This window comes from Acinetobacter sp. GW821-FHT01C12 (assembly GCF_059422625.1).
Window position 1 is genome coordinate 469,754 of the sequence record NZ_JBWKXD010000002.1, and the last position, 15,405, is coordinate 485,158.

Sequence of the window (15,405 nt, forward strand, 5' to 3'; positions counted from 1 at the left end):
ATTCTCAGCAATGCTTTGGCTGAATTGAACGAATCATAATGAATTAATGGCTAATGATAGAATCAGTCCACCCACTAAAAGGATTTTCAAACTCTTGCCATTTTTCTGCTCCTAGCGCCATTTCATCATCGTTTAATAAACAAGCATCAAATTGACGAATAAGTTCAGATTGATCCATCTGCATCCCAATCAACACGATTTCTTGTCGTGCATCACCTGTTTGAGCATCCCAGCTTTGTTGAATTGCGTCTCGACTTTGTTGATCTGTAGGCCAATGTTCATCTGGCACTGCTGCCCACCAATATCCAGCAACACCATGGCGTGCCATCGCCCCTGCTTGAGACCAAGATCCAGCAAACTCGGGATTTGAGGCTAACCAAAAAAAGCCTTTGGAACGGATTACGCCTTTCCATTCGGAGTTGATAAAATCAAAAAACCGTTGTGGGTGAAAAGGTCTGCGCGCTCGATAAACAAAATTATTGATTCCATATTGCTCTGTTTCAGGCGTATGCTCACCCCTTAATTCCTTTAACCAACCCGGAGCTTGTGCCGCTTCGTTAAAATCAAATAGCTGGGTATTTAACACCCGATCAAGATTCACCTTGCCAAACGCAGAAACTTCAATTTTTGCTCTTGGGTTTAAAGACTGCAAAATTCCAAATAATTTTTCCAGCTCGTCTTGATCAATCAAATCTGTTTTATTCAATACAATCACGTCACAAAACTCAATTTGATCAATCAGTAGATCAACAACATTTCGCTCATCTTGTTCACCTAATGATTCACCACGCGCTTGTAAGCTATCCAGCGAACTATAATCTTTTAAAAAGTTATAAGCATCGACCACAGTCACCATTGTATCTAAGCGGGCAAACTCATTGAGAGAAATCCCATTTTCATCTTCAAAGGTAAACGTTTCTGCAACAGGGAGTGGTTCAGAGATCCCTGTAGATTCAATCACCAATTGATCAAAGCGTTGATCCTGTGCTAAACGACGTACTTCAACCAGTAGGTCTTCTCTTAAGGTACAGCAGATACAACCATTACTCATTTCAACTAGCTTTTCATCCGTTCTTGAAAGCTCAGCACCACCCTCTCGAACTAAAGCGGCATCAATATTGACCTCCGACATATCATTCACAATCACTGCAATTTTTCGGCCTTCGCGATTGTTTAAGATATGATTGAGTAAAGTGGTTTTTCCTGCCCCTAAGAATCCAGAAAGTACGGTGACTGGAAGTTTTTGCGGAGTGGCTAAAAGAGTATTCATTGGCATTCTCACTTTATATTTTTGTGTTTTCATATCGAGATCGACATAAAAATACTGACTGAATAACTCCAAACAGATCGCTTTAGAGTTAAATTTTAGCTGTGCTTGCACATACATTTTCAACACTGCAATTTGATGATTCGGTTTTAATCATTCGGTGATGATTACAGCGTTTTTCAAGATCCTATAAATCTAAGCTGAGGATTAAAAAACATCAGAATTTAGATTGTTTAGTGGCAGATAAACATGTGTCGCTTGAATTTCTCGTATTAAAAGTTGTCTGATGTCACGGATGAAATTTGACTTCATGGCGATTCACTCACTTTTTTATTGTTGCTAATTAAAGCGTTATTGATACATGGTGATGAGCTATAGCGATGGTCTGCACCCCAAGTACGAAAACCTGCACTATCAATATGAATCTGTCCTGATGCATAGACGCCTAAGCCCATGTGAAGTTCCTCACCAGAATCCAGCCAAAATTGACATAACTTTGCTTTGCGCTCTTGAATCATCAGCTGTTGGTTTAAGTCCGGATTTTCATCACCAATACGAAAATCTAATGCAGCATTAAAAATATGTTTGGATGAAGCAGCGCCTTTTGCACACTGATTAAGCTTGAAATTTCGATAGACAGAAGTCACGCTAAACTGGGTTAAAATTTTTTCATCCACAAGACGATTTAAAATTTTTAATGTTGGCACAATATTGCCCCACAGCTCTTGTGGTGGAACTTCAAATTCAGATGCATCACATTGTTGCCAATCTCTGGCTGTTTGTAAAAATTCAAAAGTAGGAATATAAGCAGAAATACCTTGTTGCTTTAAAAAGCGCTGATAAGCCTGAACGCTTTCAGCATTTTTCGGTTCACTAAGCCATTTTAAATAAGCAGGCGGCAGATTTTTTCCTTGTTTTAAAATACCTTGCTGCTGAGGAAAGCCTGCTTTTAATGGCACTTGTGGTGACGTTTGCTGAACTGTACGCATAGCATGAATTGTATTTGAGTTGTTATGACTACATGCAGAAAAGCAGAGTATGAATCCGATCAAATATTTTTTGTTCATCTCAATTTGCAATGATCTCATAGCGTAAATTTAACTCAGATGAGTAGTGTTGATTAATATTGTTATGTTATAACATAACAATATGTATTTCAACTTAAGCTATTCCCCCTATGAATCTTGTTCTTCCAGATGTTTCGGCTGAATCCTCACTCACAAGAAACTATTACTACCCACTCGATTGGGTCGGTATGGAAAAAATCGCGCTTCCGCTTTATCTCGAAAATAGCCTTTGCCAAAGCCAAGTAAATGCTTATGTCAGTTTGGATGATGTGTTTGCCAAAGGTATTCATATGTCGCGCTTGTATACCCGACTTTTGAAATTGAGCACGATCAAAAATTTAGCGCTACTTGATATTAAAAACGCTTTATTGGATTTCTTAGCCAGCCATAAAGATTTATCAGCGCATGCCAAAATCGAAATTCATAGTGAGCTTTATCTCGAGCGCCCAGCCTTAGTCAGCCAATTGTCTGGCTGGAAAAGCTATCCTTTTGTGTTGTCCTGTCAGCTTTTAAAAGATGATTTTTATGCTGAATTAAAAATCGAAATTCCCTATTCATCTACTTGTCCTTGTTCCGCAGCACTTGCCAGAAACATCATTCAACAAAGATTTGCATCCGCATTGGAAAATCATGAGATTCAGTTAGACCCACAAGAAATCCTCAGTTGGCTAAATAGCACAGACGCAATTGCAGCAACGCCTCACAGTCAAAGAAGTTTTGCTCAGTTAAATTTCAAATTAGATCAAAACATTCAATATATTCCACTGATTTTATTTATTAATCAGGCTGAGCAAGCCTTGATGACACCCGTACAAACGGCGGTAAAACGTATTGATGAACAAGCCTTTGCTGTTGCGAATGGTCAAAACCTGATGTTTTGTGAAGATGCATTAAGACGCTTGTATGCCACATTTATCCATCATCCCAGCATTCTAGGCTTTAACTTTAAAGTGATTCATGCGGAAAGTTTACATGCTCATGACGCAGTTGCTCAGGGCGCTTGGCAATGGTAATGCCTTATCTCAACCACCCTCATTGTTTAACTTATTTAAAATGGTCTAGTCATGCTTAGAAAAAACCCATCTGGTGATCTCCCTGTTATCGATCAATCAGCCTATGTTGACCAAACAGCGATTATTTGCGGAAAAGTCATTGTCCATGCCAATGTATTTATTGGGCCTTATGCAGTGATCAGAGCAGATGAAACCAATGACGCGGGTGATATGGAACCCATCATCATTGGTGCAAATTCCAATATTCAAGATGGAGTGGTGATTCATTCCAAAGCGGGGGCAGCAGTGATCATTGGAGAAAATTCTTCAATCGCACATCGCTCTATTATTCATGGTCCCTGTGAAATTGGACATCATGTTTTTGTTGGCTTTAACAGTGTGTTATTTAATTGCAAAGTGGGTCATCACAGCGCGATTCGTCACAATGCAGTGGTTGATGGTCGTGATTTACCCGATCATTTTTATGTACCTGCAATGAGTTATATCAATCCCAAAACCGATTTAAAGCAATTTCCACCCATTGATATTTCAATCAGTGAGTTTTCAGAAAGCGTTGTCAGCACCAATATCAAACTGGTTCAAGGCTATAAGGCATTGCACAATGAGTTTTAAAAATCCGCCCAATCTTATTATTCGTAATGCCAATATTGTCAATGAAGGCAAGCAGTATTATTCCGATGTACTGATTCGACATGGACGGATTGAAAAGATTCATCCCAATATTACAGGGGCTTATCATGCGAAAAATATAGACGCTGAAGGTTCGTGGTTAATTCCTGGCATGATTGATGACCAAGTTCATTTTAGAGATCCCGGCGCAGCGCATAAAGGCAATATTGCTTCGGAATCAATGGCAGCAACAATTGGTGGAATCACCAGCTATATGGATATGCCAAACACCAATCCAGCCACCTTAACCCTAGACGCTTTGACCCAGAAAAAGCAGATTGCAAAACAACATAGTCGGGCCAATTATGCTTTCCATTTTGGAGTCAGTGCGCATAATTTAGATATTATTGAACAACTTGATCCTAAATCAATCAGTGGTGTTAAAGTTTTTATGGGTGCTTCTACGGGTGATATGCTCGTCGATGACCCTAAAGTTTTGGAACGTTTATTTGCAAATGTTCCAACGGTTTTATTGACCCATTGCGAGTTTACCCCTGCCATTAAAGCGGAAGAAAATTTCTATTTTCAAAAATATGGGGAAAATATTCCAGCAGAAATTCATGCGCAGATTAGAAATAAACATGTCTGCTTTGATAGCTCAAAATTAGCTGTATCTTTGGCCGAGAAATATGCCACACAGTTGCATGTTTTACATATCACCACCGCGAAAGAACTGTGTTTGTTTAAAAATCTGCCTTTAAATCGAAAACATATCACAGCAGAAGTGTGTATCCATCATCTCAGTTTTGATGATGCTGATTATGCTACTTTGGGCCACTTAATTAAATGTAATCCCGCGATTAAAACCCAGCAAGATAAAGATGCTTTGATTAATGCCCTTGCGAATAGTAATCGCTTGGATATTATTGGTACTGACCACGCCCCACATACTTGGGATGAAAAACACCAGTCATATTTTTATGCCCCTTCTGGTCTGCCTTTAGTACAACATGCGTTACCTGCACTGATGGAGCTGGTTGCAGCAGGTAAACTGAGTATTGAAACACTGGTTCAAAAAACTGCACATCAAGTGGCAGACTTATTTAGGATCAAAGACCGTGGTTATATTCGAGAAGGTTACTGGGCTGATTTAGTGATCCTTCGAGAAAATCAACAGCACATTGCAGTGAAAGATCAAAAAAACTATATGAAATGCAATTGGACACCATTTATGCATAAAACATTTGCTTATGAGGTCAGCACCACAATTGTTTCGGGGCAACTTGCTTGGCATCAACAACAGCTGTTTTTGAATTGTCAGGGGCAACAACTTGAAATTAATCGTTAACATAGCAAGTAACGAATAAATGGCATGAATTTATTGCAAACTTTTGATATTTAAATTTATATTTTTTAAGTTTAAATATCATTCATCATGGAAAAATGTTCTTATGATTTTGATTCAATAAGAGAATTTCCATCGAAAGGACTCCCAATATTTAATATTCTTTTAAACCTGATTGACCTCAGCTTTAACGTTATTTTTTAACTTGCTTTTGCCTGAGTATAAGTCTAAAGTTAACTTTAATGTCAAGTGAAAGTCAGTAAAATGAACATTAGCGAGTTATCCAAACAAAGTGGTTTGAGTACCCCAACGATTCGTTATTATGAACAAATTAAACTACTTCCCAAGGCAAAACGTAAATCTAATGGTTATCGTGAATATAGCGACAATGACCTCAAACAATTATTTTTAATTCAGCAAGCGCAACAAGTTGGATTTTCATTGGCTGAAATCAAAGCTTTCCTGCCTTCAAATGTAGGCAAGTGGGATCATAATATTCTGATTGGGCGACTTGAAAGTAAAATCAAAGATATTGAAGATCTAGAACAAAAGTTGTTGATCAGTAAGCAAAACTTACGCAGCATGATCACTGCAATCAATAGTAAGCCTGATGAAATCACCTGTGAAGAAAACGCCAACCGTTTACTGAATCTTTATTATGCCAATGATAAAATTTAAACATCTTTAGCTTATCGCTTAATCCTAAAAGCGATTGAGCTTAAATCTTACTTTAAGCTCATGATTGTGCATAAGTCATTGATAAATTATCTATGATGTTCAAACCTTGGAGTCTACAAAAAGATTGATCAGTATTCTCATCATTACTTTAATGGGTGATCATACCTAAGCATCAAGTATAGCGTCTTCGAGCCGCAGTACAGTCTGTCGGATCACATCAAATCCAACATCTGAACAACGCACTGTACTTAAGCTGAATGTGAATACTCACGCATACGTTTTTTATACTGACGTGTGCGGCATGTCGTTTCTGTCTGTTGTACTATCAAGGCCCATAAAGGTGAAACCTTAGGATTGGGTGTTTTCCCATGACTAAGCTTCTGTAACTGGAATTTGACTGTTGCCATATTGGCAAGTGAAGCTAAGGTTTTATTTTCCCAGTGAATTGGTTTCAATTCAGGTGCGATATTCTGACCTTGTTTCCATGCATTGGGTAAGTTAGGGTCGATTGCTAAGGCTGTTGCAATCCCCACCATATCGATCCCACTGTCAATGACTTGTTCTGCAACGGGTTTGCGACGAATACCACCAGTCACCATAATCGGCATATGGGCAACCTTGCCAATCTCTTGAGCAAATTCTAAGAAATAAGCTTCACGCGCCAAAGTCCGTCCATCTCTGGCTTGGCCTTGCATAGCTGGTGCTTCATAACTGCCACCTGACAATTCAACCAAATCAACTGACAGATCATTTAACATTTTAACTACTTGCTGCGCATCCTCAGCACTAAAACCACCACGTTGGAAATCGGCAGAATTCAGTTTAACAGCAACTGTAAATGTTGATGACACCACTGCACGTACTGCTTTGACAATCTCAATCAAAATACGTGCACGATTTTCCAATGAACCGCCCCATTGATCTTGACGTTGGTTGCTTAAAGGTGAAAGGAACTGACTGAGTAGATAGCCATGAGCTGCATGAATTTCTACACCGGTAAATCCAGCCTTTTCACCCAAACGTGCGGTATTGGCAAAACGTTGAATCACTTCGTCAATCATGGCTTGAGTCATTTCAATTGGAGTATTAAAACGATCTGACATTTTACCTAAATCTAAAGCCACAGCAGAGGGTGCCCACGTTGGCTGACCTAAATTTGACTGCATTTGGCGACCCGGATGGTTGATCTGCAACCATGCTTGCGCGCCTTGAGAACGTGCGATTTTCGCCCAACGTTTGAAGTGCGCTAAATGCTGTTCATCTTCCAAGACCACCCCACCCGGTCCTGTCATCGCACGACGATCCACCATCACATTACCTGTAATGATTAAACCAACACCACCATCTGCCCATGCTTGATACAAACGCATGAGCTCTTCTGATGGTGCATGATTGAGATCTGCCATATTCTCTTCCATCGCAGCTTTTGCAATACGATTTGGAATCTGAGTACCATTGGGTAAAACTAATTTTTCAAAGACGTTCATTTTTATAGCCTCATAGAGTATGGACTTACTTTAAGATTAAAGCTCACTTTAATGTCAAGCCTTTTTTCACATTTAATTTTTATTATTTTAAGAACTATTTTTATTCAAAGACTTACATCATAATAAGAGAATAACGACCTGATACTTTAATAAAAAAATAGAGGCCGCAAGGCCTCTACTTTTATTCTGCTTTAGATCAAACGACAACTGTTCACTCGCGAATAAAAGCCAATAAATCTGGATTAATTACATCGGCATTGACGGTTAACATACCGTGTGAATAACCTTTATAGGTTTTTAATCGGCCATTTTGAACCAGTTTGGCAGAAAGTACCCCTGAGTTTTCATAAGGTACAATTTGATCATCATCCCCATGCATGACTAAAACTGGCACTGAGATTTTTTTCAAATCTTCGGTAAAGTCAGTCTGTGAAAATGCAACAATTCCATCATAATGCGCTTTTGCTCCACCCATCATGCCCTGTCGCCACCAATTCAATACCACAGGTTCTGAAGGTTGAGCATCTGGTCGGTTAAAGCCATAGAATGGCCCCGCAGGTAGATCATGATAAAACTGAGCACGATTTTTAAAAAGCTGATTCTGTAAGTCATCAAAGACTTCTTTGGCTAAGCCTTGCGGATTTTTTTCAGTTTTCAGCATAATTGGAGGTACAGCACTGACCAAGACGGCCTTGGATACATTTTCCTCACCATGACGTGCAATGTAGTGAACAACCTCACCACCACCAGTGGAGTGACCAATATGTACTGCGTTTTTAATGCCCAAGTGTTTGACCACTTCTGCAACATCATCGGCATAGTGGTCCATATCATGACCATCCCAGACCTGACTTGAACGTCCATGTCCGCGACGATCATGTGCAACCACACGAAAACCTTCATTTAAAAAGAACAATAACTGAGAATCCCAGTCATCCGAGCTTAATGGCCATCCATGATGAAAAAATAATACTGGGGCATCTTTCGGTCCCCAATCTTTATAAAAAATATCAACACCATCTTTTGTCGTAACATATGCCATGTTAATTTCTCCTGTGTATGATTTACACTTTGAATAACTTATTGCTGTTCTCATTTATGTCAGTAAATTACAATGTTTGATACGATTCGTATGGACCGTCATTCTATACTAAGGTTAAAGTTAACTTTAAGGTCAATGCTTTTGGTGATTTTCTGATAGCAGAAATGTAAATCTATAAAAAATAAAAATACGCAAATATCAGGATTTATTATTGAAAGAAAACAGCTTTATTTTTTATATAGGATTGTTGAGGCTTTATGTCGTTACATGATTTAAACCATTACAAGTTTTCTGTTTAAGGCTTCAACGACAACCCACAGTATTTTTATTAAGATAAAAATGGATATAAAAAGCCAAGACTGGTTTAAAAATCTTGGCTTTAACCAGTTACAATGGGAATTAGGCAATACGATATTTTGCCTCTTCAGGAATACGCTGTAATGCCTGACGCTGTTTTTTAAAATAAGGTAAAACATGTTCGCCAAGGCGATAGGCTTCTTCTAAATGTGGATAGCCCGCCAAGAAAAACAGATCAATTCCAATACTGTTATATTCTTGAATTCGCTCGATAATCTGCGAATAACTTCCCACTAAAGCAACACCTGGTGGAATACCAATATAGCCAAAGCCTGACCAAACATTGGGATGAATAAAGAAATCATCGACGTTTTTACTGCCTGCTTTTTCACTATATTCTTTTTCAAAACTCAATACACGTGCCGATCTCAAACCTGCATGTGCAGCAGACGCATGTAAGCGTTGTTTTTCAGCAGCTTCATCCAAATAACGTTGTGCCTCTGCCAACGCTTCTTGTTCACTACGGCGTGCAATCGTATCAATGGATAAGCCGAATTTAATATTATCCCGCCCATATCTCGCAGCACGTTTGCGCACATCTGCAATCAATTCAGCAATTTCACTGGGTTTTTCAGCACGCATTAAATAATAATCAGCATGCTTCGCACCAAACTCACGGGCAGCCTCAGACGATCCTGCCGTACAAATGATCGGTAGTTCAGCTTTATTCAGAGGATATTTTAAACCACCGCCTTCAGCAGAATAATATTTGCCTTGGTAATGGAATGATTCATTATACCAATACCCTTTCACCACATCTAAAAATTCAGTCGCACGGATATAACGGTCATCGTGCGGAGTAGCATCCCCAACTTGGCGCTGAATAACCTCAGAGCCGCCGTTGATAATATTCCAGACTAATCGATTCCCAGTGGCACGCTGATACGTTGCTGCACTTTGTACTACATTATAAGGACTAAAATGATAAGGCTGGAATGCAGTCACAAAGTTTAAACGCTTGGTTTCTCTTGCCAATAAGGAACACACTGTCCACGGTTCTTCACCTGTAGGTGCATTCACCATCAGCGCACCTGCAAAACCATTGATTTCAGCCGCACGAGCCACTTGGCTAAGATAGTCGATATAGGTAAAGTCATCACCAACTTGGTAATTCGATGTTGCACCAGTATTTTCTACACCTGCGACACGTGACCAATCACCACGATTGCGTGGATCACCTGCTAAGTACTCTGCTTCACCATGCAGTGGTAGACGGGTAAAAAATTCAATTCCCATGATGTTCTCCGTATAACTTAGAATTTAGCAGTAAGAGAAACACCAACTTGACGTGGGTTTCCATAAGTTAAAACATATTGTCCAGCGGGACCATTTGGACGGCCATGTACTTGATATTCTTCATTCAATAGGTTTTTAACGTAAGCATTGACTTGGTATTTGTTATTTGCGCTATGGTAGCCAACATTGGCATTCCATAAGGTATATGCTTTTTGGCTTAAGATTGGATCTACCGAATAATCTTGACGGTTTACGAGGAAAAACTCACGGTCACGGTAGCTGGCATCTGTGCCTACAACAACACGAGCACCATCATTGAGATTAAAGGTATATTCTCCACCCAGACCGACGGTGTATTTTGGCGAACGGACTAGACTGTTGCCTGTATTATCTGCATTAACCACATTGGTTATTGGGTTTTTATCGACGAAATCGGTATATTCGCTGTCAAGATAAGCACCAGCAAAACGTAAACGTAGATTTTCAGTCACTGAATAATCTAATTCTAATTCAGCGCCTTTAACTTCAGCTTTTGGTCCATTGGCGAGAACCGAGGTCACCCCACCACCTTGTCCCTCTGTTGCAACCAGTAAATTGGTTTGAATATCTTTATAGTCATAATAAAAAATATTGGCATTTGCGATTAAATCTCCGTCCAATAACGTAGATTTTAAACCGAGTTCATAACTATTTAAGTATTCAGGATTCACGTCGGCAAGTTGGGTTAAACTGCTGGATAAACCAGTGTTAAATCCACCTGAGCGGAAACCGCGTGCGAATCTAAAATAAGTATTTAAATTAGGATTAATTTCATATTCTGGGGTGATGTCATAGGTCAACTCATTCCAAGTTTTATTGCGACTTGTTGACCCATTTGCATTTGGGGTTGGGTTATAAACAGCATTGCTATAACCATCTTTTTTCCACCAACTGCCTTTTGTATAGTCTCCCGTTGTGATCTGAGTCAGATTGAGATCAATATCTTTTTCTTCACTGGTCCAACGTAAACCACCTGTCACTTTAAATTTATCTGTAAATTTATAGGTACTGTTACCAAAAAGTGCAAAGCTTTGAGTGGCTTGGTTATAGGTTATATCTCTAAATGCTGGCGTAGATGCAGTTTGAGAAGCAGCGCCATTTGGCAATGTTTTATTGACACGTGCACTGACTCCAGTGGAATCTAAATCCTCATTAAAATAATGAAATCCTGCGATCCAGCTTAAGCGTTTTTCAGCATCAGAAGCGATACGGAACTCTTGGCTATATTGACGCCATTCATTATCACTATAGCTTCGTGCGACATCATAAGGGGTGTAATCACCATCTGAAATCGACTTTTGTGTGGTCTTATCAAAGGCAGTAATCGAAGTAAAGCTATATCCGCTCCCCAAATCTCCAGTTAAGGTTAATGACGCACCATCATGCTGAATCTTATTGTTTTCATCTAAATCTAAATTGGTGTCTCGTCCTTTAGGTCTTTCATAAATACCCCAGTATTTACCCACACTTAAGGAACCATTACTGCCTAAACCATTATAAGTTTGGCTGTGTAGATTGACCAAGGCATCCCATTCATCATTGATTTTGCCTAGCACTTGGAAACGAAAAGATTTTTTATCCACGTTGCCATAATCTTCACCATTGGCAATATTCTTTGCATATCCGTCACGGTCTTCAGAGTAAAAAGCCCCGCGCACCGCAACATTTTCCGAAATTTTGCCGTTTGCAGCACCTTCAAATGTTCGCAGGTTATGATCCCCTAAACCAATGGTTGCATATCCATTGGGTTTATCTGAAAAATTAGGCTTTTTAGAAATATAATTGACTGCACCCGCAGTGGTGTTTTTCCCATAGAGCGTACCTTGTGGACCACGTAAAACTTCTATACGCTCTAAATCAAACAAGTCACCTGCACCTGCAACTGGCGCATTTAAATAAACCCCATCTGCATACACGCCAACAGGAAATACTGTCGATGCAGCCACATCTCCCGTACCTAGACCACGAATATACCAACGTGGACGACTATCCCCATCTGGGTTTTCAGCTGCAGCATTTGGTGTATAGGTTAAAACATCCCCAATAAAAGTAGAGCCTTTCGCAGCCAAGTCCTTACCCGAAACAGCAGTAATTGCAGTTGGAACTTTTTGAATATTTTGCGCCCGATATTGTGCAGTGACGATCACATCACTTAATTTTTTGACATCTTTGGCTTTTTCAACCTGTGCTTGTTGTGCTGGTGTAGTCTCGATCTCTTCATTTGCAATAGCCAGTGTTGAAACACTCGCCGTTACGCCCCACATAGCAGTTAAAATACTCTGCCTAATTTTTGTAACCTTAAACATGCTGACTCCATTTAAATAAATCTATTCTTGTTATTGGCAACTTTTGTGCCATTCCATTTATTTAAATATTTTCAAAGTGTTATATAAAAAATTATAAAAAAATTATTTATTTTTGCTGATAGATAGACATTTTTAATTGTCGTATTGTTGTTATTTCAACATTTTGCTGTTTTTTATTTTTAATGATATCTACTAAGAATAAATTTATAAAAAGCCATACAAAAGTATGGCTAATGTAATCAAAAATAAAAATCTGTTTAATTTAGAATTTATAGCTAAATTGTCCTTGTACCGTCAATGGACGCATTGGCTGTAAAAACTCGCTATTTGCACCAGCTAAACCATTTACGAAATTACGCTCATTGGTCAAATTAAGAATATTTAAGCCCACTGTCCACTGCGGTTGACGATAATAAAGTCCCAAATCTAAATTATAATTATTGGGTACCTTTACGGTCTGACTTAAATTGGTATACCAGTTACTTGTCCACCAGCCCGATAAGTTTAGCCCAAAACCTGACTGGTGCTGATAGTCCACATAAGCACTTGCAGAATATTTAGGAATGCCTGCTGCATCATAACGTCCAGCTTTGCGTTGGTTTAAAGCATTGCTATCGCCCCATACCGTCGCATTGTCTGCATGGAAACCAAAAGGTGAAAAACCAGCCGGAATAATGGAAGAATATTCAGCATTGAGATAGGTTAAGTTTGCCCCGATCGCGATATTTTTTTGTAGCTGCCAACGTAATGATGATTCAAGGCCTTTGATTTCAAAACGCGCCATATTGCCATTGGTATCAGGTGATAAATCGCGCTTCTGTTCAAAACCACTGAGCGTTAACAGAAGTTGATCAGTGATCGGCTCGTATTTCACTCCCACTTCTTTTAATTCACTTTGGCTGTCAAAAGCCAAAGGATTTAGCTGATTTCCAGCGCCCCAAATTAAAAATGGACCAAATACACCCGTATTCAAAGCTGTACTTTTATCATAAGTAAAATATAGGGTACTTTTTTCAGTAGGTTTAATAAAGGTACTGGCTTGATAGCTGAGCAAACTATATTTATTGGAATCTGAGCGGACATCTGTAGGGACTAAAACCAGTGGATTCTCTAATTTTGCTTTTATAGAACTGTGGTTAATTCCCAGATTAATCCCAAAAACATCATTAAAGGTAAAATTTTGCTGTGTAAATACGCTGTAAGTGTCCCAAAAGCCTGTTCCTGTATAAACTGCACCACCTCCATTGGGAGGAAAACCGCCTTTTTCAGCATATAAGCCATGACCCACAGGGTACATTCGAGGTAGATTTAAATAGCCAAAATACTGCGAATACTGTGGAACACCAGCCTGCCCAATCCAGCTTCCAGTCGAACCGCCATGATTGACCAACCCCAATAAATCCCCCGGGTTTTTCTGTGATGGATCATTGGTTAAATCATAAGGATTGATATTAAAACTATTGTTTGCTGCGAGAGAACTAAATTTCTCATGCCGATAAGCGCCACCTGTACTGCTTTTATTGTTGATTTTGACACCCAATAGCTCAAAGTCATGATCGCCTAAAAACTCTAAGCGGTTATCCAATAACTCATGGTCCAAATCGGTAAAGAAACTCCCAAGAGAATCACCCAAATCACGACTCTTTTGATATAGCGTACTATTGGCCACAGACCAATTTTCATTGATATCTTTGACCAGTTTAAATTGTGTACTAAAGCGCTTTGCACTGTTTTTATCTTCGCTCCGACCAGAAACATCATCATCTAATTTGACTAAGCCATTGCCTGCGATTGATGGATCATAGACCCAGCCTCGAATTGTACCCGCTTGATCAGCAGTAGAACTTGGCAAAGGAGAAGTCTGTACTGGACCTACAGCAATATATTGATTTTTGTCATTCTTCTGCCGAGTTTGCCAACCAATCACTTTAGAGTGAGCTGCACCAGACTCAAAGACTGGAGACCAAAAGTTTGAACCGTTTTGAATAATCGGGGTCGCTCTGCCTTTATAGTAAAGTCCTTGATCAACGGATTGTTGTGTCGCTCTGTTCCAACCATGCGTCACATTAAAATCTGAATAATCGTCATAACTGATATTCCAGTCAACCCGTAGACTGTCATCTGGACGCCAAGCCAAAGCACCATAAAATGCATTAAAATTATTTTTTACATTGTCATAATAGTCATCTGTTCGTTGTGCTGTTGCACTGACACGAAATGCCAATTCTTTAGAAATAGGTGCAGTATGATCAATACTGACTGAGAAATTAGGCTCCGCACCTTGCCCTGCATAAATTGAACCCACTGATCCCGAAATCGTGGTTTCTGCTTTATTAAAATTCGGTTTTTTGGTGAGATAATTAATATATCCCCCTGAACCTGAGGTTGGTGCAAAAATTACCCCCGTTGGTCCTGCAACAATATCAGCAGCTTCATAGGCATTTAAATTGGTCGGATGTCGGGTACTGTATATTCGTTGGCTATCTTGAAAAACTTCGGAATTTTGCCCACGTATCTGTGGCGCGAAATTGGCATTTTGCCCACCTCCTCTGGTGATACTTGGAGCATACTTAACCAAATCATCTGCACTACGAATAACATCTTCACGAAACTGTTGTTCTGATACTTGTGAAACGACACGTGGGGTATCTAATACAGAACTATCCGTCCCATAAATCGAAGTGACTTTACGCTTGGGGAGAATGGTGGTTTTTTTATTTGCTCCTGTCACCACAACATCAGCTAAGGTAATTACATCACCATCAGAATCCTTGGCTTGCTCTGAGGTTTCTTCAGCAAAAATAGCACATGGAAAAATTGCCCCAAATAGCCCTAGCACAATCAACAGTGGCTTTAATTGAAAGTTCTGTTTCATATCACACTCAGTAAAATAAATTTACACTGCGTTACGCAAAGCCTATGCCAATCTTTAAATAGGCAAAGTTCAAATATAAAACAT

11 protein-coding genes are annotated in these 15,405 nt (G+C 39.4%); 4 read left to right on the forward strand and 7 right to left on the reverse strand.

The features are described from left to right. Positions 1 to 43: 43 nt before the first annotated feature. The gene (gene zigA / locus AC07WY_RS07785) at positions 44 to 1,270 is read right to left on the reverse strand and encodes a zinc metallochaperone GTPase ZigA (RefSeq protein ID WP_327857526.1); all 1,227 of its coding nucleotides are present in this window, start codon (positions 1,268 to 1,270) and stop codon (positions 44 to 46) included. 305 nt (positions 1,271 to 1,575) lie between these two features. Next, positions 1,576 to 2,334 (reverse strand): D-Ala-D-Ala carboxypeptidase family metallohydrolase, encoded by a 759-nt coding sequence (locus AC07WY_RS07790; RefSeq protein ID WP_494736090.1) that lies wholly within the window; start codon positions 2,332 to 2,334, stop codon positions 1,576 to 1,578. A 110-nt stretch (positions 2,335 to 2,444) separates the two neighbouring features. Here AC07WY_RS07790 and folE2 point away from each other — a divergent pair, with 110 nt between their 5' ends. The 4 genes from folE2 to AC07WY_RS07810 all read left to right on the forward strand — a co-directional run bounded on the left by folE2 (position 2,445) and on the right by AC07WY_RS07810 (position 5,979). Continuing rightward, a complete protein-coding gene (gene folE2, locus AC07WY_RS07795; RefSeq protein ID WP_494736091.1) occupies positions 2,445 to 3,347 on the forward strand; it encodes a GTP cyclohydrolase FolE2 in 903 nt (300 codons plus the stop codon). A 51-nt stretch (positions 3,348 to 3,398) separates the two neighbouring features. Further along, entirely contained in the window at positions 3,399 to 3,959 is a 561-nt protein-coding gene (locus AC07WY_RS07800) for a gamma carbonic anhydrase family protein (protein WP_096734853.1), read from the forward strand. Then, positions 3,949 to 5,304, forward strand: coding sequence for a dihydroorotase (locus AC07WY_RS07805; protein ID WP_004823367.1), 1,356 nt, complete (start codon positions 3,949 to 3,951; stop codon positions 5,302 to 5,304). The genes AC07WY_RS07800 and AC07WY_RS07805 overlap by 11 nt, the downstream gene beginning before the upstream one ends. A 261-nt stretch (positions 5,305 to 5,565) precedes the next feature. After that, entirely contained in the window at positions 5,566 to 5,979 is a 414-nt protein-coding gene (locus AC07WY_RS07810; RefSeq protein ID WP_244013640.1) for a MerR family transcriptional regulator, read from the forward strand. A 248-nt stretch (positions 5,980 to 6,227) separates the two neighbouring features. Here the strand turns inward: AC07WY_RS07810 and AC07WY_RS07815 are convergent, their stop codons facing one another. The 5 genes from AC07WY_RS07815 to AC07WY_RS07835 form a co-directional block, all read right to left on the reverse strand. After that, positions 6,228 to 7,466, reverse strand: a complete 1,239-nt coding sequence (locus AC07WY_RS07815) for an NADH:flavin oxidoreductase/NADH oxidase family protein (protein WP_262086654.1) — start codon at positions 7,464 to 7,466, stop codon at positions 6,228 to 6,230. Between the two features lie 211 nt (positions 7,467 to 7,677). Further along, positions 7,678 to 8,508 (reverse strand): alpha/beta fold hydrolase, encoded by an 831-nt coding sequence (locus AC07WY_RS07820; protein WP_004717468.1) that lies wholly within the window; start codon positions 8,506 to 8,508, stop codon positions 7,678 to 7,680. A 399-nt stretch (positions 8,509 to 8,907) separates the two neighbouring features. Continuing rightward, complete coding sequence (locus AC07WY_RS07825) at positions 8,908 to 10,101, reverse strand: LLM class flavin-dependent oxidoreductase (RefSeq protein ID WP_494736092.1); 1,194 nt, start codon at positions 10,099 to 10,101, stop codon at positions 8,908 to 8,910. A 17-nt stretch (positions 10,102 to 10,118) separates the two neighbouring features. After that, entirely contained in the window at positions 10,119 to 12,446 is a 2,328-nt protein-coding gene (locus AC07WY_RS07830; RefSeq protein WP_494736093.1) for a TonB-dependent receptor, read from the reverse strand. Between the two features lie 262 nt (positions 12,447 to 12,708). Beyond that, complete coding sequence (locus AC07WY_RS07835) at positions 12,709 to 15,321, reverse strand: TonB-dependent receptor (RefSeq protein WP_494736094.1); 2,613 nt, start codon at positions 15,319 to 15,321, stop codon at positions 12,709 to 12,711. Between the last annotated feature and the right edge of the window lie 84 nt (positions 15,322 to 15,405).